The 20,663-nt window shown below is 66.8% G+C and carries 20 protein-coding genes and 1 pseudogene; 10 read left to right on the top strand and 11 right to left on the bottom strand.

Annotated elements, in window-relative coordinates:
- Positions 1-511 (bottom strand): tRNA (adenosine(37)-N6)-threonylcarbamoyltransferase complex dimerization subunit type 1 TsaB (tsaB, locus tag ACLFQI_RS01235; protein ID WP_410756973.1); only part of this gene is annotated, 511 nt, incomplete at its 3' end.
- A 165-nt stretch (positions 512-676) separates the two neighbouring features.
- Here tsaB and ACLFQI_RS01240 point away from each other — a divergent pair.
- The 3 genes and pseudogenes from ACLFQI_RS01240 to ACLFQI_RS01250 all read left to right on the top strand — a co-directional run.
- Positions 677-4,858, top strand: coding sequence for an SNF2-related protein (locus tag ACLFQI_RS01240; RefSeq protein ID WP_410756974.1), 4,182 nt, complete (start codon positions 677-679; stop codon positions 4,856-4,858).
- Between the two features lie 137 nt (positions 4,859-4,995).
- A complete protein-coding gene (locus ACLFQI_RS01245; protein WP_410757001.1) occupies positions 4,996-5,244 on the top strand; it encodes a ParD-like family protein in 249 nt (82 codons plus the stop codon).
- Positions 5,237-5,356: pseudogene (locus tag ACLFQI_RS01250) on the top strand (type II toxin-antitoxin system RelE/ParE family toxin); the annotation flags it as partial. The gene ACLFQI_RS01245 and the pseudogene ACLFQI_RS01250, both read left to right, overlap by 8 nt.
- A gap of 48 nt (positions 5,357-5,404) precedes the next feature.
- On the opposite strand, the gene ACLFQI_RS01255 reads toward ACLFQI_RS01250, so the two are convergent.
- Together ACLFQI_RS01255 and ACLFQI_RS01260 are read right to left on the bottom strand one after the other, a co-directional pair.
- Positions 5,405-5,611: a hypothetical protein gene (locus ACLFQI_RS01255; RefSeq protein WP_410757002.1), complete on the bottom strand. Its 207-nt coding sequence runs from the start codon at positions 5,609-5,611 to the stop codon at positions 5,405-5,407.
- A gap of 218 nt (positions 5,612-5,829) precedes the next feature.
- Positions 5,830-6,267, bottom strand: a complete 438-nt coding sequence (locus tag ACLFQI_RS01260) for a hypothetical protein (protein ID WP_410756975.1) — start codon at positions 6,265-6,267, stop codon at positions 5,830-5,832.
- A gap of 109 nt (positions 6,268-6,376) precedes the next feature.
- On the opposite strand from ACLFQI_RS01260, the gene ACLFQI_RS01265 reads away from it, so the two are divergent.
- From ACLFQI_RS01265 to ACLFQI_RS01275, 3 genes are all read left to right on the top strand, one after another.
- Entirely contained in the window at positions 6,377-6,655 is a 279-nt protein-coding gene (locus tag ACLFQI_RS01265; protein WP_410756976.1) for a type II toxin-antitoxin system RelB/DinJ family antitoxin, read from the top strand.
- Positions 6,615-6,947, top strand: a complete 333-nt coding sequence (locus ACLFQI_RS01270; RefSeq protein ID WP_410756977.1) for a type II toxin-antitoxin system YafQ family toxin — start codon at positions 6,615-6,617, stop codon at positions 6,945-6,947. The genes ACLFQI_RS01265 and ACLFQI_RS01270 overlap by 41 nt, the downstream gene beginning before the upstream one ends.
- A gap of 321 nt (positions 6,948-7,268) precedes the next feature.
- Positions 7,269-8,162: a DUF2887 domain-containing protein gene (locus ACLFQI_RS01275; RefSeq protein ID WP_410756978.1), complete on the top strand. Its 894-nt coding sequence runs from the start codon at positions 7,269-7,271 to the stop codon at positions 8,160-8,162.
- A gap of 266 nt (positions 8,163-8,428) precedes the next feature.
- Here the strand turns inward: ACLFQI_RS01275 and ACLFQI_RS01280 are convergent, their stop codons facing one another.
- The gene (locus tag ACLFQI_RS01280; RefSeq protein ID WP_410756979.1) at positions 8,429-8,680 is read right to left on the bottom strand and encodes an IS66 family transposase; all 252 of its coding nucleotides are present in this window, start codon (positions 8,678-8,680) and stop codon (positions 8,429-8,431) included.
- On the opposite strand from ACLFQI_RS01280, the gene ACLFQI_RS01285 reads away from it, so the two are divergent.
- Positions 8,664-8,915 (top strand): hypothetical protein, encoded by a 252-nt coding sequence (locus ACLFQI_RS01285; RefSeq protein ID WP_410756980.1) that lies wholly within the window; start codon positions 8,664-8,666, stop codon positions 8,913-8,915. The genes ACLFQI_RS01280 and ACLFQI_RS01285 overlap by 17 nt on opposite strands.
- A 7-nt stretch (positions 8,916-8,922) precedes the next feature.
- Here the strand turns inward: ACLFQI_RS01285 and ACLFQI_RS01290 are convergent, their stop codons facing one another.
- The 5 genes from ACLFQI_RS01290 to ACLFQI_RS01310 all read right to left on the bottom strand — a co-directional run bounded on the left by ACLFQI_RS01290 (position 8,923) and on the right by ACLFQI_RS01310 (position 16,229).
- On the bottom strand, positions 8,923-10,875 hold the full coding sequence (locus ACLFQI_RS01290; protein ID WP_410756981.1) for an ATP-dependent DNA helicase: 1,953 nt from the start codon (positions 10,873-10,875) through the stop codon (positions 8,923-8,925).
- Between the two features lie 6 nt (positions 10,876-10,881).
- Positions 10,882-11,754: a tetratricopeptide repeat protein gene (locus ACLFQI_RS01295; protein ID WP_410756982.1), complete on the bottom strand. Its 873-nt coding sequence runs from the start codon at positions 11,752-11,754 to the stop codon at positions 10,882-10,884.
- A 2-nt stretch (positions 11,755-11,756) separates the two neighbouring features.
- The gene (mrcB, locus tag ACLFQI_RS01300) at positions 11,757-14,168 is read right to left on the bottom strand and encodes a penicillin-binding protein 1B (RefSeq protein ID WP_410756983.1); all 2,412 of its coding nucleotides are present in this window, start codon (positions 14,166-14,168) and stop codon (positions 11,757-11,759) included.
- 160 nt (positions 14,169-14,328) lie between these two features.
- Positions 14,329-15,114 carry an ABC transporter permease gene (locus ACLFQI_RS01305; RefSeq protein WP_410757003.1) on the bottom strand — a complete coding sequence of 262 codons (786 nt, stop codon included), beginning with the start codon at positions 15,112-15,114 and terminating at the stop codon, positions 14,329-14,331.
- A gap of 188 nt (positions 15,115-15,302) precedes the next feature.
- Positions 15,303-16,229, bottom strand: a complete 927-nt coding sequence (locus ACLFQI_RS01310) for an ABC transporter ATP-binding protein (protein ID WP_410756984.1) — start codon at positions 16,227-16,229, stop codon at positions 15,303-15,305.
- Between the two features lie 137 nt (positions 16,230-16,366).
- Here ACLFQI_RS01310 and ACLFQI_RS01315 point away from each other — a divergent pair, with 137 nt between their 5' ends.
- The 3 genes from ACLFQI_RS01315 to mtaB all read left to right on the top strand — a co-directional run bounded on the left by ACLFQI_RS01315 (position 16,367) and on the right by mtaB (position 19,108).
- Positions 16,367-16,849: a hypothetical protein gene (locus ACLFQI_RS01315; protein WP_410756985.1), complete on the top strand. Its 483-nt coding sequence runs from the start codon at positions 16,367-16,369 to the stop codon at positions 16,847-16,849.
- 548 nt (positions 16,850-17,397) lie between these two features.
- Positions 17,398-17,718, top strand: a complete 321-nt coding sequence (locus tag ACLFQI_RS01320) for a hypothetical protein (protein WP_410756986.1) — start codon at positions 17,398-17,400, stop codon at positions 17,716-17,718.
- A gap of 31 nt (positions 17,719-17,749) precedes the next feature.
- On the top strand, positions 17,750-19,108 hold the full coding sequence (mtaB, locus tag ACLFQI_RS01325; protein WP_410756987.1) for a tRNA (N(6)-L-threonylcarbamoyladenosine(37)-C(2))-methylthiotransferase MtaB: 1,359 nt from the start codon (positions 17,750-17,752) through the stop codon (positions 19,106-19,108).
- On the opposite strand, the gene ACLFQI_RS01330 is transcribed toward mtaB, so the two are convergent.
- Positions 19,078-19,740: a CDGSH iron-sulfur domain-containing protein gene (locus tag ACLFQI_RS01330; RefSeq protein ID WP_410756988.1), complete on the bottom strand. Its 663-nt coding sequence runs from the start codon at positions 19,738-19,740 to the stop codon at positions 19,078-19,080. The genes mtaB and ACLFQI_RS01330 overlap by 31 nt on opposite strands.
- Positions 19,741-19,841: 101 nt before the next feature.
- Positions 19,842-20,657 carry an exodeoxyribonuclease III gene (gene xthA / locus ACLFQI_RS01335; RefSeq protein ID WP_410756990.1) on the bottom strand — a complete coding sequence of 272 codons (816 nt, stop codon included), beginning with the start codon at positions 20,655-20,657 and terminating at the stop codon, positions 19,842-19,844.
- Positions 20,658-20,663 lie beyond the last annotated feature (6 nt).

Raw genomic sequence — 20,663 nt, forward strand, 5'->3', positions numbered from 1 at the left:
GCAGCGCCGGATAGGCCGCCCAACCATGACCGGCGCCGCACCAGCCGGTCCCGGTGAGGACGGGCGTCGAGGCGGGTGCGAATACGCCTTCTTGATCGATCGGCATCAGGGCGCTTGGACCCGCAACCTCGAAGCAGCCCCAATAGACCTCGCCCATGCGGGCGTCGAGCGCGCAGGCAATGCGACGCCGACCGGTCTGCCGATAGGCGGCGCGCGCCGTCGCCGCCAGCGTCGAGACCGCGATGACGGGGCGCTGCGCGCCAAAGGCCACGCCTTGGGCGACCGCAGCGGCAATGCGCACGCCGGTGAACGAGCCCGGACCTCGGCCATAGGCAAGCGCGTCCAGGTCGCTCAGGCGCAGGCCGGCCTCGCGCAGCAGGTCATCGAGCATGCCGAGGATCAGATCCGCGTGTCGGCGCGGGGCGTGCTCGTGCCGCTGTTCGAGCCGATCAGCGATCAGCAGGGCCGCCGAGCAACAGGCGCCCGAGGTTTCCAGTGCCAGGATCTTCATGGTGAGGCTTTTTTGTGGATTGCAGGATGCGTCAGACTGTCGTCCAGTGGACGCTGAACGCGGAGACTGTACCATGGCGGTTTTTGCGCGGCGCGGGAACCTGGCCATGCCTGTGATTTGCCTCTCCATCTCTCGCCCCCGACGTTCACCGGCCGCGGTTTGGCCATGAGCGATCGCCGCGCCGCCTATCAGGCCCTCGTCGCCGATGAGCGCCGCATCCTGCGGGTGCTGTCGGTGGTCTGCGAGCCGATCAGCCAAACCACGCTCGGGCTGGTGCTCGACGCCTTGGGCTGGAAGGACCGGCGCGGCATCGGGCTCAAGGCGCGCCTCGGCAAGCCGCTGCGCGATCGGCTGCTCGCGGCGGGCGTGATCGAGCAGCGGCGCAATACGCTCCTCTGCCATCCGGACCTGCTCGAACCGCTCACCCGCGCGACGCTGGCGGATGGCAGCTTTGCCGCCATCGTCGCCGCCGCCGAGCAGGTGGTGCCGAGCGCGATGCGTAATGCCTGGGATCGCCCGAGCGAGGAGCGTCGCTTCCGGCTGTTGCGCATCGCCGTCTATGCCGGGCGCGAGGACGAGGTGCTGGGGATGCTCTCGCTGCGGGGCGTCGAGTCCCTGGCGCAGGTGCGCTATCGGCAGGTCGAGCCCTTGGCCACCATCTGCACGCGCTCGCCCGACCCGGCTTGGCTGGAGACCCTGCCGGCGCGACTCAAGCTCCTGGCGCTGGCGCCGATGCTGCGCGAGGCCGCGCTCGAACTCAATGCCCGACCGAGTTCGTATCGGCTCATGGAACGCCTGCTCGGGCCGCTGGCGGCGAGCGATCCGGAGGCGGCCGACGCGCTCGCCGAGCAACGCCTGTTGCGCGGACAGAGCGACCGGGTGGCCGAGCTGCTGGTCGGCCGCGACGATCCCCAGGCGCTCATCCTGAGCGGTTGGCGATTCATGCTCGACGGCGCCTATACCGAGGCCATCGCCGCCTACGAGGAGGCACTCCAGCGGATTCGGCGGCGCACGCGCACTGTCTATGTCCCCGGCATCCCCGGTGTGCTGCATCTGCTGGCCTTGGTGCGGCGTCGCGAGCCGGGGGATTTGGAGCGCGTGCGCCAGTTGGTCGCGATCGGCCTCAAGGCCAGCGTCAGCGATCTGCTCGAGCCGGTATTCCGGCTGCTCGATGATCTGGCCGCCGTGCTGGCTGGCCACAGCAGCGTCGCCGAGAGCGTCTGGCTGCTGCACAACCTGGCCCCGCGCGGGCCGTTTCCGGCGCTGTTCCAGGCCTTGGCCCTGCACTGGCTCGGTCAACGGCCCTCGCCCGAGGCCTTGAGCGCGTTGACGCGTGCCGCCGAGCAGGCCGCGAGCGCGGGCCTGGATTGGTATGCACGCGAGGCTGCGGCCTTGCTCGCGCGGTTCGATGGCGATGGCGAGCGTGGCCGTCGACTGAGTTTGCTCGCCGATCTGCTGATCCCCAAGCCGTCCTGGGAGATCGCGTTGGAGGCGCTCAAGGGCCTGGCCGAGCAACATGAGAGCAACCCCGATCGGGTCGGGCAGCGCCACGACGAGGATCGCCGCATGGCCTGGTTGCTGAGCCTCCATGGCGATCTGGCCGTGCTCGAACCCCGCGAGCAGAAACGCCGCAAATGCGGTAGCTGGACTCAGGGGCGCGCGGTCTCGCTGCAGCGCCTGGCCGAGGAGCCTGGGCGTTTTCCCTATCTCAGCCCGCAGGACCGCGCCATCTGCGAGACCATCAGGCGCGAGCCGCAGGCCGGCTGGTCCGGCGGTGATGGTCGCACCGGCTTCGGCCTGGAGCCGGATCGGGCGCTGCTCGCCGCGATCGGTCATCCGCGAGTGATCCGTCCCGATGCGCCGGAGACGCCGGTCGAGCTGGTGGCGGGAAAGCCGGTGCTGAGCGTGGTCCGCCGGGAACGGGATCTGCTGGTCAGCCTCGAGCCCTATCCGCCGCCAGGGCGCGCGTTGCTGCCGCTGGAGGAAACCCCGCAGCGCCTGCGCCTGATCCAATTCGACGCCGGTCATCTCGAGATCGCCCGTATCCTGGGCCGCGAGGGGTTGGCGATTCCGCACGCCGGCGAGCAGAGCCTGCTCAACAGCCTGAGCGCGTTGGCGCCGATGCTGAGCGTCCATTCGGACATCGGCGGCGGGGAGACAGCGGCCGAGGCGGTTGCCGCCGATCCGCGGGTGCATCTGCATCTGTCGCCGGTGGACGAGGGGCTCCGGCTCGAACTCTTTATCCATCCGCTCGGCGAGGCCGGTCCGCAGCTGCGCCCCGGCGCGGGTCGCGGCACGCTGTTCAGCGAGCGCGAGGGCCGCCCGCTGCGCTGCACCCGCGATCTGGACCGGGAGCGGCAAGCGGCGGCGGCCGTGCTCGCCGGCTGTCCGGCGTTGACCGGGCGCGATCCTGAAGATGTGCGCGATTCGCATGAGGTCGGTGACTGGAGCGAGCAGGCCGAGGCGCGCGCTTGGACCTGGGAATTACCGGACCCCGCCGCCGCCCTCGCCGCATTGGAGCAATTGCACGCGCTCGGCGATCAGGTGCAACTGGATTGGCCGCAGGGCCGGCGCATCGCGCTGAGCGCGGAGCTGGGCCTGAGCCGCTTGCAGGTAAAGGTGCGACAGACAGGCGATTGGTTCGATGTCGCCGGCGAGCTGCGCCTCGACGATGGCCGGGTGCTGGCGATGCGCGAGCTGATCGAGTGCGCGGCGGCCGCGCGGGGACGCTATGTGCGCCTCGGCGAGGGCGATTTTCTGGTGCTGAGCAGCGCCTTGCGGCAGCGCTTGCAGGGGCTGGCCGGCCTTGTCGACGACGGCCGTTTTCATCCGCTCGCGGCGCCGGCGGTGCATGAGCTGATCGACGGCCTGCAGGTCGAGGCCAGTCAGGAATGGCAGGATCTGCTCCAGCGCCTAAACCGGATCGAGGCCTTCGAACCAGCATTGCCCGCGACCCTGCAAGCCGAACTGCGCGATTATCAGATCGCGGGCTTTCGTTGGCTGGCGCGGCTCGCGCACTGGGGGGCCGGTGCCTGTCTCGCCGATGACATGGGCCTGGGCAAGACCCTGCAGGCGTTGGCGCTGATCCTGTCCCGCGCCCCGCAGGGGCCAACGCTGGTGTTGGCGCCGACCTCGGTCTGCGGCAACTGGCTCAGCGAAACGCGGCGCTTTGCACCGACCCTGCGGCCGCTCCGCTTCGGCGACGGCGAGCGGGGCGCCATGCTCGACGCGGCCGGCCCGTTCGATCTGATCGTCTGCAGCTACGGACTGCTGCAGAGCGAGCGCGCGCGTTTGAGTCAGGTCAGGTGGCAGACCATCGTCGCCGACGAGGCGCAGGCGTTCAAGAACGCGATGACCAAGCGTTCGCAAGCGATCATGGCGCTCAAGGGCGGCTTTCGCATGATCACCACCGGCACCCCGATCGAGAACCACCTCGGCGAGCTGTGGAACCTGTTCCGCTTCATCAATCCGGGGCTGCTCGGCTCCTTGCGGCGCTTCAATCAGCGTTTCGCGATCCCGATCGAGCAGGACAAGGATCAGGGCGCTCGCCAGCGCCTGCGACAACTGCTCAAGCCCTTCATCCTGCGGCGGCTGAAGAGCGAGGTGCTCGCCGAGCTGCCGCCGCGCACCGAGATCAACCTGCAGCTCGAACTCAGTGCCGGCGAGATGGCGCTCTACGAGGCGCTGCGGCGCGAGGCGATCGAGCGCCTCGATCGCGAGGGCCGCCAGGCCGCGCCCGGCCACCAGCGGCTGCTGCTGCTCGCCGAGATCATGCGCCTGCGCCGGGCCTGCTGCCATCCGCGCCTGGCGCTGCCGGACACCGAACTCCCCAGCGCCAAGCTCGAGGCCTTCGCCGAGATCGTCGACGAGCTGCTCGACAATCGGCACAAGGCGTTGGTGTTCAGTCAGTTCGTCGATCATCTGAGCCTGATCCGCGCGCATCTCGATCGGCACCGGATTGCCTACCAGTATCTGGACGGAGCGACCCCCGAGCCGCAGCGGCGCGCGGCGGTGCACGCGTTTCAGGCCGGCGAGGGCGAGCTGTTCCTGATCAGCCTGCGCGCGGGCGGCTCCGGGCTCAATCTCACCGCCGCCGACTATGTGATCCACATGGACCCCTGGTGGAACCCGGCGGTCGAGGACCAGGCCTCGGACCGCGCGCACCGCATCGGCCAGGAGCGGCCGGTCACCGTCTATCGCCTAGTCGCCAAGGACACCATCGAGGAGCGCATCCTGAAGCTGCACGCGAGCAAACGCGATCTCGCCGATGGCCTGCTCAGCGGTGCCGACGATGGCGGCAAGCTGAGCTATGAGCAGATGTTGGCACTGGTGCAGGGGCCGGATTGAGGACCGAGAACGCGCTTGGCCCTCGACCGCGAGACCGGCATGGATGGATTTCGGCTGCCGGCGCGATATAAGCTAGCTGTCAAGACCTGACTGATCGTTTACCGTGTTATGGAATAGCTCAGGGTGTCGTGCTTACCATTGCTTGCGCGCTTAGACCGGTACGCATTGACGAATTCCTCTACGAGGACGCCAAGCGCCACGCCAAAGCGGAGTCTCGGACCATCGCCGGTCAGATCGAGTTTTGGGCTAAGCTCGGCAAGGCCGCGCTGGACAATCCGGACTTACCAGTGGATTTCGTGCGTGATCTCCTCATCTCGCGTGCTGACCCGCGCGATCAGGCAATACCCTTTGTTCCTGAGGGGCGTCGATCAGACAGCAATGATTGAGGTCTGCCAGTCGAATGGTTTGCGCCGCGCCTACAAACGTCTGAATCCGAATCAGAAGGCGGATGTGGACGATGCTGTTTCTGCTCTCGTGAAAGATCCGGCGCAGGGTGAAGCCAAGAAGGGCGGTAGGGTGGGGCAGATCTGCTCGCCGATGTTCCGCTCAATGATCCCGGTGCTGCTTGGCCAGCCAGGCTTGGATGATGGCCGGATCGAGCCCCTTGAGCCGCTCTTCGGGCTCAAGCCCCTTGAGTCGCTCCTCGGGATCGTAGCGTTTGAGGACTTCATCAGGCGGAAGCCCCTTGAGCCGTTCTTCTGGGGTCATGTTTGCAAGCACCAGCTCATGGGTCTCGCGTAGAAAGCCTTCCATTCCGATCCTGCTCGCTGGCGAAGAGTTCCCAAGGGGCGTTGCGGGGTTGCTTGGCAATGGCATTGAGCACGATCAATCGCACCTGGTGTCCGCCCCAGGGTAGGTCATAAACGCCTTCCCAGGTGGTCGGCGTCAGTGGGTGCTTGGATACCAGTCCACTCGGAAAGCGGGTGGCCACGGCGTAGAGGCCAAAGGCGTCTTGCCGATGGCGCTTGCCCTCAGGGTTGAGCCTCAGCTTTCGATAGTTGACGCAGTGCCAGCTCTTGTTCCAGCTCGACCCGCCAAAACGCACCCTCGAACACCTCCATCAGCGCGATGCCGAACAACCGATGCCATTGGCGCAGTTGCTCGTCGCGGGGCTCGGTGGTGGTCTCATCAGTCATGGAGCGAGTAGAGCGACTCGCCTGCGAGAGGATGTTGCAGAGGAAACATTCGACCCTGGAACCTGTTCCTAATAGCGCAGCGGCGGCTGATCGACCCGCAAGCTCAAACGTCTCCTCGAACCATGGCGTGATGGAATGACCGCGATGATTCCTCAGCGTCGAGAAGTCCATCAGCGGCGCCCTCTCGGGCGGGGCAACGCCCTCGATGAGTTGCTGGACGAGCCCCGGATGGCTGAACAGCTCCTTGTAGCCGGTGTCGTGGTGCTTGGCCATGCGTGGCTCCCCTCTCGCTCGGCGCCTGACTCGTCAGGTGACCGGAACTTTGTGCCTTGACCGTATCTCTCATGAGATACAAACTAGCCAAAATCAGTGAGGTTCTATCATGGCAAACACATCAATGCTCCATGTCCGTGTCGATAACGACATCAAGGCTCAGGCCAGCGAGGCGCTGGCGGCCATGGGCCTGTCGGTTTCGGATGCCGTGCGGATTCTGCTCAAGCGCGTGGTCAACGATCAGGCTTTTCCGCTGGAGCTGAAGGTCCCCAATGCCCAGACCCGGGCAGCCATGGAAGAATCGCGGGCGATGATGAAAGCACGCTCGGCACGTTTCCAGTCCGCTGATGCGCTATTCGATGACCTCGAAAAAACCTGCGAGCAGTAAACGAGCGTCGTTACCACGGACAGCCGACTACGCCAAGGCCTTCCAGAAGGACTGGGAGCGGCTGTCCCGTTCCGGGCGCTACAATATGAAACGACTCAAGCAAGCAATGCTACTGCTCATTGCCAACAATGCGCCGCTCGAGCCTGAATGGCTGGACCATCCACTCAAGGGCGACTGGGCCGATTACCGGGAATGTCACATCGGCGGTGACTTCCTGCTGATCTACCAGGTCGAGGGCAAGACCATCAACTTTGTGCGCGCCGGCACCCACGCCGATTTATTTGAAGCGTGACGAGGCCACCGCGGCAGGGTCGGCAGCGCTTTGCCCAGCACTCAAGGGGCTCTCGATCGCGCTCAACCGCGCTGGCCATGCGTGGCTTCCCTGCCGCTTGGCGCCTGACGCTAACCTCTGGGTGTGCGCTTGAACAACCTCGTCGCTGTCGTTGGTGGGGGGTGAATCGTGACCCGTCCCGGTTTTTTCAGGCAGACCTGTTGTTACGGCGAGTGGCGGCTTTATAAGGGGATAGGTAAAGATGACGCAGTACTTTGATGAGCGACGCTCGACAGTGCCGGTTTCGCCATACCGGCTCCTGCGCGCCGGGAGCCGGTGCTGATGAAGACCGATCACCCCATCTATCTCTTTCTGTCCGCTGGCGCCGAGGCGTTTCGGGTGTTGACCGGCGGGATGCGGCTGGAGGGCGCCTATCGTTTCAATTCCACCACGCTCAAGACGGTGGAACGGCGGCTGGATGGACTGCTGGAGCCCGAGGGGCACGCCGGGCCGGTCTATGTGGTCGAATTCCAGGGGCAATGCTCGCAGCAGGCCGGCTACAATCTGCTGAGCAAGATCGGACTCTACGGCGAACGGTGTCCGACGCGCGATGTCATCGGGATCGGAGTGTTTCTGCGCGAGCGCGATGTTCCGGGTTATCCCGGCGGGCTTGGTACCTCACCCGATCTGGTGCGCATCGTCATCCTCGAACAGACCCTGCCGGACTGGCTGGCGCGCGAGCCGGAGAATCCCTATCTGGCGGTGTTCGCACCGCTACTGATCGAAGACGAGGCCGAACTGCGCGCCCGCGCGCCCGCGCTGTGGCAACGCATACAAAGTGCATCGCTCCCGCCCGAGGCGCGCGACTTGCTAGCGCAAGTCATGGAATTTTGGTTTTTCGAACGCTTTCGCGGTCTGACCGCACAGGAGATCTGGGCCATGTTGAATCTGGTGACCCCCATTCAAGAGACACGCGCCTATCAGTCCATCTTTGCCGAGGGCGAGGCCAAGGGCAAGGCCGAGGGCGAGGCCAAGGGCAAGGCCAAGGGCAAGGCCGAGGGCGAGGCCAAGGGCAAGTCGAACACCCTCAAGCGGCAGATCAAACGCCGATTCGGTCGTCTAACCGACGAGGCCGAGCGGCGCATCGACGCCGCTCCGGTCGAGCAGCTTGATGTCTGGCTCGATGACATTTTTGACGCCGACAGCGCGGACAGCCTGCTCGGGCCGGAGCAGTAGGGTGCCCGCTCGGCGAAACCCATCGAACCCCACCGAACCCAGGCACCAGGCCATCAGGAATCTCACCACAACCAACGCCCCCGGTTTGCCGAGAGCGTTTCAAGGTCACACATGCGCCCAACAGCCGGCGTGATCGATGATCGCCTCGCTGTTGCGAGCACATGGTAGGCACTGTCGCCATCGGATTGCAGGTATAGCCGGTCCCCTGACGCGCGGGCGCGAACGTCCCGTGGAATCTGGGCTTCTGGGTCAGTATCGTCCGGCAATCAGGTCGAGCGGCCATAGAAGGGCCTCGGCGCCTCCGCCCTGGGAGGAGACAACACCCGGCGCGGGACCTCGGCCGCGCGGCTCGGGGCAGACCCGAACCCGCGCACCGGCTTGCCGATCGGCCCCCCGCGGAAGGCCCACATGAACGACTGTTGATTGTTGCGCCCCGGCTCACCCATGACCTGCACCGGGGTCTCGTCGATCTGCACCACCGGTCCCTGAGTGAGCAGCGCCTTGGGTGCCGCGACCATCGTCCTGCTGGGCGCCTTTATGTTGCTGTTCGTCGCGGCGCTGATCGCGAGCATTCAGCGGCAGGAGTTCGAGCTGTCGTGGTTGTTCGTCGCCGCGACGGTGCAGATCGGCCTGCATGCATTGGTCGATTTCAGCATGCAGATGCCGGCCGTGGTGTTCGCTTACCTATTTCTCGCCGGGCTTGCCTTCGGCCGCTCCTCTGCTCGGCGACGCCTTGGCGTAAGCCGCGCTTAGGCGAAGCTCAGGCGAAGAAGGCCTCCAGATCGGCGAGGTCGTCGGTGCGTCGCATCGGCGGCAGGCTGTCGAGGAAGACACGGCCATAGCCGCGGCTGTGCAGGCGCGGGTCGCAGACCACCAGCACGCCTCGGTCGCTGGGGTCGCGGATGAGCCGGCCGGCACCCTGTTTGAGCGCGATCACCGCTTGCGGGAGCTGGAAATCGCGAAACGGGTTGCCGCCCTGGCGCTTCAGGGCCTCGGCGCGGGCTTGCAGGATCGGATCGGCCGGCGAGTGGAACGGCAGCTTGTCGATGATGACGCAGGAGAGCGCCTCGCCGCGCACGTCGACGCCCTCCCAAAAACTCGAGGTGCCGAGCAGTACGGCATTGCCGAGCTGGCGAAAGCGTTCGATCAACTCGCCGCGGGGCGCGCTGCCTTGCACCAGCAGCGGGTACTCGAGCAAGGACTCGAGACGCGCCGCGGCCTCGCGCAGCGCGCGATGGCTGGTGAAGAGCAGAAAGGCGCGGCCCTTGCTGCGCGCGAGGACCGCGTGGGCGACCTCGACCACTCGTGCCGTGTAACCGGGATGGGCGGGTTCTGGCATGGCCGATGGACAATAGAGCAGCGCTTGGCGCGGATAATCGAAGGGGCTGTCCCATTGCGCGGTCTCGGCATCCTCGCAGCCGACGCGGCCGGCGAAATGCGCGAACGAATCGCCGACCGCGAGCGTCGCCGAGGTGAAGATCCAGGCGGTCGGATAGCGCTTGCGCTGTTCACGGAACACCGTGGAGACATCGAGCGGGGTCTGATGGAAGCGAAAGCTCCGCCCTTGCAGGTCGAACCAGCGCACGCTGTTCGCTTCGTCAGGTGTGTTCGTGGGCGCATTCGCAGGCGCATCGGCGCGGAGACTGTCGAGTTGGGCGCGGACCGCCGTCACTCGGGCCGCCGCCTGCTCGAGTCCGCGCGAGCGCTCGCTGATCGGCGCGAGGGTGGCGGCGAGGGCATCGAGGCGATCGCCCAGCGCATCGAGCGCGACTTGCACGCCTGCGGCGTTGGCGATCTGTTGCCAGGGTCCGCGCCGATCCTCGAAGCCGAGCGCATCGCTCAAGCGCAAGCGCAGCTCGGCGACGGTTTGCCGCAACGCGTCGCAGGCGAGCGGCAGATCCGGGACGTCGCCGGCGTCGCGGCGATCGGTGGCCTCGATGTCGCGCGCGAGTTCGATCAGTTGGCGCGCGCTGAGCGAGACGCCGAAGAAGCTGGCGGCGACCTCGGGTAGCTGATGGGCCTCGTCGATGATGAAGCCGTCGGCATCCGGCAGAACCTCGCCGAAGCCCTCGTCGCGCAGCGCCAGATCGGCGCACAGCAGATGATGGTTGACCACCACCAGCTCGGCCACCTGCGCGCGCCGGCGCGCCTCGACCAGATGACAGTCCTGGAAGACCGGGCAGTCTTGGCCGAGGCAGTTGTCGGCGGTCGAGGTCACGGCCGGCCAGACTGGGTCGTCTTCGGGGATCGCCAGCTCGGCGATGTCGCCCTGCCGGGTGTGGCCGCTCCAGTCGCGCACCAACTTGAGGTGGTGGCGCACATCGGGGCGATACCGGGTCGGCGCCTCGCAGGCGAGCGCGAGCCGATAGCGGCAGAGGTAATTGCCGCGCCCTTTCAGCAGCGCGACGCCGATGGGGACGCCCAAGGCCTCGCGGATCATTGGGATGTCGCGCTGGAAGAGCTGATCTTGCAGGTTGCGGGTGCCGGTGGAGATGACGATCTTGCGCCCGCTGAGCAATGCTGGCACCAGATAGGCGAAGGTCTTGCCGGTGCCGGTGCCGGCCTCGCAGATGAGGGCGCCGCCGGCGGCGAGCCGCTCGGCAACGCGCGCCGCCATGTCTTGTTGCTGCGGGCGCGGATGGAAATCCCGCAGCCGCTCGGCAAGGGGGCCATCGGTGGCGAGCGCCTCGATGACGGGCAGCGGCTTCGGCATGCGCGATCAGCCGTCGGTGGCCCGCCGTTCGGCCTCGATCGCGCCCTCGATATCGCCGGCCTGACGCCGCGCATTGGCGATGATCTCCCAGTTGTTGCGCTTGAGCGCGGGCTGATCGCCGGTGAGGGCGTTCGAGCGGGTGGCGAGCTTCGAGGCCGAATCGCTCATGCCTTGCTCAAGCCGCACCCGCGCGAGCCGGTTCCAGAGATAGGCCTCCTGGGGCTGGATGCGCAAGGCGCGCTCGAGCGTTGCCGCCGCGCCGCCGGCATCGCCGCTCTGGCGTTGCTGCTCGGCGCGCTCGGCGAGCGAGGCGACTGCGGGCGGCATGCCGGCAGGCGCGAGCGCGGACGGCCGGGCGCTGGCGATCTCGGGCGCGGGTGGGGCGTCCGCGCCCGAGGCCTCATCGGAAGGCGCGGGCCGCGTTGGCTCGCTGGCCGCGGATGGCGGCGTGTCGGGCGCGGTAGTGTCGGGTTCGGTAGGGGATTCGGAGGGGCTGGGCCGCGAAGTGCCGGGCTGGGATTCTGCGGTTCGCGGCTCGCGCTCCGAGTCGCTGGTCGGTCGCGCTGGCGTCTGTGGCTCTGTTTGGCTCCTGTCGGCCTGCGTTTGGGCGTCTGACTCGGCTGCGGCGGACGAATCGCTGTCGCTCTCCGCTGCGGCACGGCTGTCGCCAATCTCCTCCATGATCTCCTCCGGCGGCGTATAGGCATAGACCTGCGTCGGCGCCGCTGGCGTCTCCGGCGGGGGCTCGATCGGCACCGGCTCGACGCGCGGCGCGGGTTGGCTCTCGACGATGGGGGCCGGGGGGCCGCTGCGTTCCATGGCGGCGCAGGCCGGGAGCAACAGCGCCGCGAGCGTGAGCAAGGAAAGGGATTTGTTCATGATCAGTTGCCGTAGAAATCGCTCATGAAGGGACTGGGATTGCGCGGCGCTTGGCGGTCGCGCGCGGGGGGCTCGGGCACCGGTCGCGGCGCGGGCTCTTCCTCGGGGCGGCTTGGCGCCTCATCGCGGTTGTCGGATGCAGACTCGCCATCGCCACCGACGCAGCGGGTGGCACCCGCATGGCCACGAATGAAGGGGATATCGCGTTGACCGCAGGCATCCGCAAGTTCGATCGAATGGGGGGGCTCGTCACTCAGGGACTGATTGTCGATTTCGGCCATGATGTCGCCCCAGACCCTGAGGGCGCCACTGGAGCCGGTCAGGCCCATCGGCTGATTGTCATCGCGCCCGACCCAGACCACCGCCACCCGGTCGCGACTGAAGCCCGCGAACCAGCTATCGCGCATCTCGTTGGTGGTGCCGGTCTTGCCGGCGACGTGCAGGCCCTCGGGCAGGCGTTGCTTGAGCCAGGTGGCGGTGCCTTCCTCGACCACCTTGCGCATCGCCCATTGGGTGAGATAGGCGGCATCGCTGCTCACCATTGGCTCCACCGCGAGCGGATAGCGGTTGAGCGGCTGTCCGTCGGCATTCAGCACCTCGCGAATCGCGCGCAGCGGGGCGCGGAAGCCACCGGCGGCGATGGTCTGATAGACCTGCGCCAGTTCGATCGGCGGCAGCGAGGTCGCGCCGAGCAACAACGAGGGCGAGGGCTGGATCGGACGCGCCACGCCGAGGCGGCGCAGCGTACCGGCGACCTCGTCGACGCCGACCTGCAGCCCGAGATTGATCGTCGCCAGGTTGTACGAATTGGCCAGCGCCCGATAGAGCGGCACGCGGCCATGCACGCGGCGATCGTAATTCTGCGGTGTCCACAGTTGGGTGCCCACGCGCAGGCTGACGGGGCGGTCCTCGATCGGCGAGACCAGCGAAAAGCGCTCGGGTTGCGCGAGAGCAGTGAGATAGATAGCGGGCTTGATCGCCGAGCCGACCGAACGTATGGCATCCAGGGCGCGGTTGAAGCCGGCGTAGTCGGTCTTACGCCCGCCCACCAGCGCCAGCACCTCGCCCTGCGACACCGAGGTCACCACCGCAGCGGTCTCCAGGGTGCCGGCGGACAGCCCTCGCTGCGCATCCAGCTCGGGCATGCGCTCGCCGATGGCGGTCTCGGTCTGGGTCTGGATCAATGGGTCCAGGGTGGTGAAGATGCGCAGCCCCGCGGAGCGCAGATCGGCGTCGCGATAGTCGCGCTGCAACTGGCGGCGAACCAATTGGATGAAGGCGGGATAGTCGCTGGCCGGGCGGGCGCCGCTGTCCCTGATACCAAGCGGAGCGGTCTTGGCCTGCGCGGCGTCCTCGGCGGAGATGACCCGATGGTGAGCCATCAGGTCGATGACCAGGTTACGGCGCTCGATGGCCTTCTCGGGATGGCGGCGCGGATTGTATTCGCCCGGCCCCTTGAGCACCGCGACCAACAGGGCGATCTGCGGCGCGCCGAGTTCGTCGAGGTCGCGATCGAAATAGAAATGGCTGGCGAGCCCGAAGCCGTGGATGCTGCGACTACCGTCCTGGCCGAGATAGACCTCGTTGGCATAGGCGGTGAGGATCTCGTCCTTGGAGTAACGACGGTCGAGCAGCACGGCCATGTAGGCCTCCTGCAGCTTGCGCTCGAGGGTGCGCTCCCGGGTCAAATAGAAGTTCTTCACCAGCTGTTGGGTCAGGGTACTCGCGCCCTGCACCGTGCGCCCGGCCATGAGGTTCTCGTAGGCGGCGCGCAGGATGCCCTTGGGGTCGACGCCATGATGCCGGTAGAAGCGGCGGTCCTCGACCGCGAGCAGGGTCTTGACCAGCAGGGGCGGTAGCTGTTGGCGGCTCAGCAGCACCCGGTCTTCATTATGCGTGGGGTAGATGCTGGCGATCAGCGCCGGGTCGAACCGCACCAACGCCAGGTCACGGCCATTGTCGCCGGCGCGCATATCGGTGACGACCTCGTCGGCGATGTGGACCGCGATCAGCTGCTCGGGCTCGGCGCCGTCCCAGAAGCGAAACGCGCGGGTGTGGATCAGCAGCCGCTCGCCATCGACCTGGAAGCGGCCGGCACGCTCGACCTCGGCCGAGCGCCGGTACTTGAGCCGCTCGAGTTCGCCGATCAGCGCCTGCCGGGTGATCGGGCGACCGACATAGAGTTCCAAGGGACGGGCATAGACCCGCGCCGGGAGCGCCCAGCGCTGGCCCTCGAATTTTTCCCGCACCACCTCGTCGAGCTGCATGCCATAGAGCCCGAGCGTCAAGCCGCCAGCGATGACCGCGAGCAGCAGGCCGCTGAACAGAACGCCGAGAAAGAGGCCAAGCCCGGAGCGCCGCCGCGAGGGGCGCCGACGTTTATGAGAAGGAGCAGTGATGTTGGCGTTGGCCACGAGGCGTGATTCCTAGAGCGGGGCTCGGTGCAGCTGTTGTGCCGGCTCGGTCATCCTGATCGGATGGCGTCGGACGCATCGCTCCGGCGGCCCGAATTGACGCCTCATCATCCCATTGCCTGCGCGAGGTCACAAGTGCGGCACTGGGTGGCGCGGGCGCTCACTGCTTGATGCCGACACCGCGCCGCAGCAGGCTCAGGCTGTACACACCGAGGACGACGATGAACAGCGCGATGATCGAGAAGGCAATGCCGAGCGGGATGTCGCTGACCCCGAGCAGGCCATAGCGGAAGGCATTGATCATGTAGAGAATCGGGTTGGCGAGCGAGAGCGTCTGCCAGGGCTCGGGCAGCAGGTCGATCGAGTAGAACACGCCGCCGAGGTAGGTCAGCGGCGCCAGGACAAAGGTCGGCACGATCGAGATGTCGTCGAAGCTGTTGGCATAGACCGCGTTGATGAAACCGCCGAGGGCGAAGAGGATGGCGGTGAGCAGCAGGATCAACAGGGTCACGCCAATGTCGTGGACGCCGAAGCTGGTGAAGAAGGCGGCGACGATCATGACCACGATGCCGACCGTGAGTCCACGGGCGACGCCGCCGGAGACATAGCCGGCGAGGATGATCCAGTTCGGTGCCGGCGACACCAGCAGCTCCTCGATATAGCGCGAGAACTTACTGCTGTAGAACGAGGAGACGACATTGCTGTAGGCGTTGGTGATCACTGCCATCAGCACCAGTCCGGGAACGATGAAGTCGATGTAGGGCAGTCCCTCCATCGGTCCGATGCGCTCGCCGATCAGGCGCCCGAAGATGACGAAATAGAGCGTCGTGGTGATCGCCGAGGGCAGGATGGTCTGCACCCAGATGCGCGAGAAGCGCATCACCTCCTTGCTGAACAGGGTCATGAAGGTGATGCGATAGCGGCGCCAGCGGTTGTCGTCGACCAGCGGGGCTTGCGCTTGGGCGCCATTTTGGGCGCCCGCTTGCCAATGCGAGGGCCCGGAAGGCTGCCCTTGTGCAGTGGATTGCGGGTGGGGTTGCCGTGGGGAGTGCTGTGGGGAGTGCTGGGCGTCGTGCCGGGGGTCTTGCATGGCGGTGTGGCCGGGATTCTGGTCGGGGATTGGTCTGGCCTTGCTCATCGCGCCGCCTCGCGTCCGGCGTCGACGCGATCGAGAAAGAGCTTCTCGAGTCGGTTCTGTTTGTTGCGCAGACTCAGCACCTCGATGCTGTGGCGTGAGAGCGCCTCGAACAGGCCATTGAGGGTGTGCTCGCGATTGATCTGCACCTCGAGCGTGCTCTCGTCGATGTGCTCGAGCACGAAATCGCCGAGATCGGGCAACTCGCGGAGGCGACCCTTGAGGTTGAGCACGAAGGTTTCGGCATGCAACTCGCCGAGCAGGCTGGCGATATCGGAGCGGGCCTGGATGCGACCCTGATCAATGATGGCGAGATGCCGGCAGAGGCTCTCCGCCTCTTCCAGATAATGGGTGGTGAGGATGATGGTCGTGCCTTCGGCATTGATCTCGCGCATGAAGCCCCACATGGCGCGCCGAATCTCGATATCCACCCCGGCGGTGGGCTCGTCGAGGATCACCAGCCGCGGGCGATGCACCAGCGCGCGAGCGATCATCAAGCGGCGCTTCATGCCGCCGGAGAGCAAGCGCATCTCGGTGTCGCGCCGCTCCCAGAGGTCGAGCTTGCGCAGCAGCATCTCGGCGCGCTCGCGGGCCTCCCTGCGCGGCACGCCGAAGTAGCCGGCTTGATTCAACACCACCTCGATCACCGGCAGGAAGAGGTTGAAATTGAACTCCTGCGGAACCACGCCGATATTCGCTCGCACCGCCTCCGGCTCACGGTCCAGATCATGGCCGAAGACCTCGACGCGCCCGCCGCTCTTGCGCACCAGCGAGGTGACGATGCCGATCAGCGTCGATTTGCCGGCGCCGTTGGGGCCGAGCAGGGCGAAGAAATCGCCGGCCTCGACTTGGAGATCGACATCTTGCAGGGCCTGGAGGCCATTGCCATAGGTCTTGTTGAGGCGGTGGACGCTGAGTGCGGTCATGCGGTAAGACGTGTGTGCAAAGCCATCTACGCTAGCACGTTCGGGCCGGCGATTTGCAACCGCTGCGCCCGCGGCATCGCCCGAGGCGATTCCCGTCGATCGCCCGAGGCCCTTCCACCAGAGAGACCGAGAGCCCCATGCTCCGTTACCGCGAACACCGCGATGCGATCGACGCGCTGCTGCGTCGGTTCCAGCCATTACAGCCGCTGCGGGTCGAGCCAGGCGCGGCGATTCCCGGCTCGTTCTGGGGCGCGCCCGAGGCCGGTTTGATCAGCCCGTTCATCTATCTGCGAGACGATACGCCGGTGCATTCGGCGCTGCACGAGGCGGCGCATTTCATCTGCATGGATGGCGCAAGGCGCGTGGCGCTGCACACCGATGCCGGTGGCGATGTCGCCGAGGAGGATGCGGTCTGCGTACTGCAAGTGCTGATGGCCGAGCAGCTGCCGAGGGTCGGCCGCGAGCGCCTGTTCGCCGACATGGATGCCTGGGGCTACAGTTTTCGGCTCGGCAGCAGCACCGCCTGGTTTGAGCAGGACGCCGAGGAGGCGCACGCCTGGCTGCGGCGCTTTGGGCTCATCGATGCGCATGCCCGCCCGACCTGGCGGCTGCGAGCCTGAGCGCCGAGGCCTGAGCTCCGAGGCCTGAGCCCTGATGCTTGACGGTCGATGCGTGGCCCTTGCGCCCGACCTCGGCACCGGTTCTTCGGCACCGGCCTATAATCCCAAGAAAGGGCCGTTGACCGCTTCGCCTCACCTGCAAGCGTCTGAGTGTGTTCGTTCCCTGGAGGCATGGGAGGGTCACCCGCGAGGTGAAGGGCTTCCAACCGCTCTTTGCTAGGATAATGCTTCCTAATGACCCGGATCTGCTTGACGCTTTTTACGAGAGACATCCCATGAAACGACGTTTGACGACTGCCGTGCTCGGCGCTGGCTGTCTGTGGATGCTGGCCACGGTCGCCATTGCCGGCACGCCGGATGGTGCTCCGCCGTCCGCTCCGTCCATGCCGGCATATGGCTCGTTCACGCCGGCATATGGCCCGCCAATTCCGGGGTATGGTCCGGCCACGCCGGCGTATGGCCCGCCCATGCCGGCGTTTGGGCGCGCTGACGGCCCGGCGAGAAACGCTGTCCGGCCCAGCCCGCGACCGCTCTCGGGCCAGATTCGGATGCGCCAGGAGCGCACCGAGGATCAGTATCTGCTGATCCTCGATCTCGACGGTCTGCCGCCGGAGAATGTTCAAATCCGACCCGTTGGCCACAGCCTGGTGGTGCGGGCCCGGACTGATGCGCGCACCCATCGTTCCGAATCCTTTGGCGATGGTCGTGGTTATCGGGAGAGCCATCGCATCTCGACGGGCAGCCTTACGCGCCGCCTGCCGGTGCCGCCGGATGCGGATCTCGCCGGACTCGAGCGCGAGGATCGCGCGCAGCAGGTGCGGGTGATGATCCCGCGCGTGGCCGCCCAGGCCGCGCCGTCTTGGCGCTAAGGCGCTCAGCCTTGGATCGACCGGCGTGCGCGTGCGATTGAGTACCCTTGGCTGTCGGCTGAACGAGGCCGAACTCGCGGCCTGGTCGCGCGCGTTCGAGGCGCGTGGCTGTCGCATCAGTCAGGCAGGCGAGGCGGCCGATCTGCTCGTGGTCAACACCTGCGCGGTGACCGCCGAGGCGGTGCGCAAGTCGCGCAAGCTGTTACGCCGCTTGCAGCGCGAGCATCCGCGCGCGCGCACCGTGGTGAGCGGTTGCGCGGTCTCGCTGGAGCAGGAGTCGCTCGGCGAGCTGGGCATCGATCTGGTGGTGCCCAATCGGGACAAGGATCGCTTGGTCGCCATCGCGCGCGAGGCACTGGCCTTGCCGTTGCTGCCGGAGGCCGCGACCGAACCCGGCGCGGCGGCACTGTTCGCGCGCGGCCGCCAGCGCGCCTTCGTCAAGATCCAGGACGGCTGCCGCTATCAATGCAGCTTCTGCATCACCACCCGCGCGCGGGGCGCCGAGCGCAGTCGCCCGATCGCCGAGATCCGCGACGAGATCGACCAGCTCGTCGCCGCTGGCGTGCAAGAGGTGGTCCTGACCGGCGTGCATGCCGCTGGCTATGGCAGCGATATTGGCTCGAGCCTGAGCGCATTGCTCGCCGCCGTGCTCGCCGATACCGAGGTGGCGCGGGTGCGCCTCGGCTCGGTCGAGCCCTGGGGTCTGCCGGAACGCTTTTGGCCGCTGTTCGAGAATCCGCGCCTGATGCCCCATCTGCATCTGCCGTTGCAGAGCGGCGCCGACAGCCTGCTCAAGCGCATGGCGCGACGTTGCAAAACGGCCGAGTTCGCGCGCCTGGTCGCGACCGCGCGCGCGGCGGTGCCGGATTTCAACCTCACCACCGATATCATCGTCGGCTTCCCCGGCGAGACCGATGCCGAATGGGCTCAGACCCTGGCCTTCGTCGAGGCGATCGGCTTCGGCGATCTGCATCTCTTCAGCTACTCGCCGCGACCGGGCACCGCCGCCGCCGAGATGCCCCATCCGGTCCCGGCCGAGGTCAAACGCGCGCGTAGCCGCGAGCTGCATGAACTCGGGCATCGGCTCAAGCGGGCCTGGCTGGAGCGCCAGCTCGGCACGGTGCAGTCGGTGCTGATCGAGGGCTGGGCGAGCGGGCAGGAGGACGGCGCCGCGCTCCAGTTCGGCTATACCCCGGGTTATCTGCCGCTGCAGGTCGCCACCGAAGGCGCCGACCTGAGCAATCGGATCATCCCGGTGCGCATCGAGGGGGTGCTGGATCGCGCGGCCGATTGCCTGCTGCTTGGGCGCCCCGCCGGTTGGGCGCGCGCCCAAGCGCGCGGCAGCGGTCAATTCGAGGATCAATCCGACTTGAAGCCGATGGCGCGGTGACTGGCATCGCAGAACGGCTTGTTCTTCGACGCGCCGCAGCGGCACAGCGCGGTCTTGGTGCCTTGCCAGGCGCTGCGGCCACTGGCGGCCTTGAGGGTCAGGCGGCCCTCCATCTTGAGCGGCCCGTCCGGGATCGCCTTGATCTTGAGCGGCCCATCGCTGGCGGCGGACCCTGGATCGAGTCCGGGACCGCTCTGGCCGATGGCGCCGAAGTCCTCGAAGCCGGCCGCGATGTGGCTGTTGTCGCAGAACGGCTTGTTCTTCGAGGCCCCGCAACGGCACAGCGCGGCGCGGAAACGCACGCCGGGCATGTCCTCGGGCGCGCCCTCGATGTCGAGTTCGCCGCTCAGGTAGAGCGGGCCGTTGTAGACCACCTGACCGGTATTCTCGGACGCTGGCTGCTCGGGCGTGCCGTCCTTGTCGACATAGCTGAGGGCGCCGCTCGGGCAGCGTTCGCAGACCTCGCGCACCTCGGCCTTGGCGACCTCGTCGGGGACGCACCAGGGCTCGCGGCCCACTTCGAACAGGGGGTCATCGGCCTGCACGCATTCGCTGATGTGGATGCACAGGCGCTTGTCCCAATGCACATCGATCTCGTCGCCGGAATAGGCATGGATCATCTTGTCGCTCATCGTCGGGCTCCTGGCTGGCGCGGCCGCTGGCTTGGCGAGGGACCGCAGTGGCTTGATGTCAGCAACCAATGGGGGCGGTGGGTTGGTTAATCGAGGGTCGGTCAGTCGAGGTCGATCCAGATCGGGCAGTGATCGGACGGGCGTTCGAGGGCGCGAATCCGATCGTCGATGCCCGCCGCGCGCAGCCGCTCGCGCACCGGCGCCGAGACCAGGATCAGGTCGATACGCAGGCCGCGCTTGGGCTCGCGCTCGAAACCGCGCGAGCGATAGTCGAACCAGCTGAAAGCGTCGTCGCGCTCGGGATGGAGGTGGCGATAGGCATCGAACAGGCCCCATTCCATCAGCGTCCGCAGCCAGTCGCGCTCCTCGGGCAGAAAGCTGCATTTGCCGGTGCGCAGCCAGCGCTTGGCATTGTCGGCGCCGATGCCGATGTCGGCATCCTCGGGCGCGACGTTCATGTCGCCCATCACCACCAAGGCCTGGCTGGGGCTGAAGTGCTCATCCAGATAGCGCCTCAGATCGGCGTAGAACCGCTGCTTGCCGGGGAATTTGACCGGATGCGTGCGGCTCTCGCCCTGCGGGAAGTAGCCATTGACGACGGTCAGTTCGCTGCCGTCAGCGAGGGTATAGAAGCCGGTGATGGCGCGACGTTGCGCGTCCAGCCCGTCGTTTGGGAAGCCCTTGATCACCCGCAGCGGATCGCGTTTGCTGAGCAGGGCGACGCCGTAATGGCCCTTCTGGCCATGATAGACCGAGCGCCAACCCAGCGCCTGCATCGCATCCACGGGAAACAGGTCATCGGGGACCTTGGATTCCTGGATGCCGATCACATCCGGATCGTGCCATGCCTTCAGCGCCTCGAGCTGATGCGCGCGGCTGCGAATGCCGTTGACGTTGAACGAGACGAGTCGGGCCATGCCGGT

This window comes from Halochromatium sp., assembly GCF_046541315.1.
In the GTDB taxonomy this organism is placed as follows: Bacteria; Pseudomonadota; Gammaproteobacteria; order Chromatiales; family Chromatiaceae; genus Lamprobacter.

Bases quoted from the DNA above. Each gene is read 5' to 3' on its own strand.
- ACLFQI_RS01240 (WP_410756974.1), top strand. From the start codon at position 677: ATGAGCGATCGCCGCGCCGCCTATCAGGCCCTCGTCGCCGATGAGCGC.
- ACLFQI_RS01255 (WP_410757002.1), bottom strand. From the start codon at position 5,611: ATGGAAGGCTTTCTACGCGAGACCCATGAGCTGGTGCTTGCAAACATG.
- ACLFQI_RS01260 (WP_410756975.1), bottom strand. From the start codon at position 6,267: ATGGCCAAGCACCACGACACCGGCTACAAGGAGCTGTTCAGCCATCCG.
- ACLFQI_RS01265 (WP_410756976.1), top strand. From the start codon at position 6,377: ATGGCAAACACATCAATGCTCCATGTCCGTGTCGATAACGACATCAAG.
- ACLFQI_RS01270 (WP_410756977.1), top strand. From the start codon at position 6,615: ATGCGCTATTCGATGACCTCGAAAAAACCTGCGAGCAGTAAACGAGCG.
- ACLFQI_RS01275 (WP_410756978.1), top strand. From the start codon at position 7,269: ATGAAGACCGATCACCCCATCTATCTCTTTCTGTCCGCTGGCGCCGAG.
- ACLFQI_RS01280 (WP_410756979.1), bottom strand. From the start codon at position 8,680: ATGGTCGCGGCACCCAAGGCGCTGCTCACTCAGGGACCGGTGGTGCAG.
- ACLFQI_RS01290 (WP_410756981.1), bottom strand. From the start codon at position 10,875: ATGCCGAAGCCGCTGCCCGTCATCGAGGCGCTCGCCACCGATGGCCCC.
- ACLFQI_RS01295 (WP_410756982.1), bottom strand. From the start codon at position 11,754: ATGAACAAATCCCTTTCCTTGCTCACGCTCGCGGCGCTGTTGCTCCCG.
- ACLFQI_RS01310 (WP_410756984.1), bottom strand. From the start codon at position 16,229: ATGACCGCACTCAGCGTCCACCGCCTCAACAAGACCTATGGCAATGGC.
- ACLFQI_RS01315 (WP_410756985.1), top strand. From the start codon at position 16,367: ATGCTCCGTTACCGCGAACACCGCGATGCGATCGACGCGCTGCTGCGT.
- ACLFQI_RS01320 (WP_410756986.1), top strand. From the start codon at position 17,398: ATGCGCCAGGAGCGCACCGAGGATCAGTATCTGCTGATCCTCGATCTC.
- ACLFQI_RS01330 (WP_410756988.1), bottom strand. From the start codon at position 19,740: ATGAGCGACAAGATGATCCATGCCTATTCCGGCGACGAGATCGATGTG.
- xthA (WP_410756990.1), bottom strand. From the start codon at position 20,657: ATGGCCCGACTCGTCTCGTTCAACGTCAACGGCATTCGCAGCCGCGCG.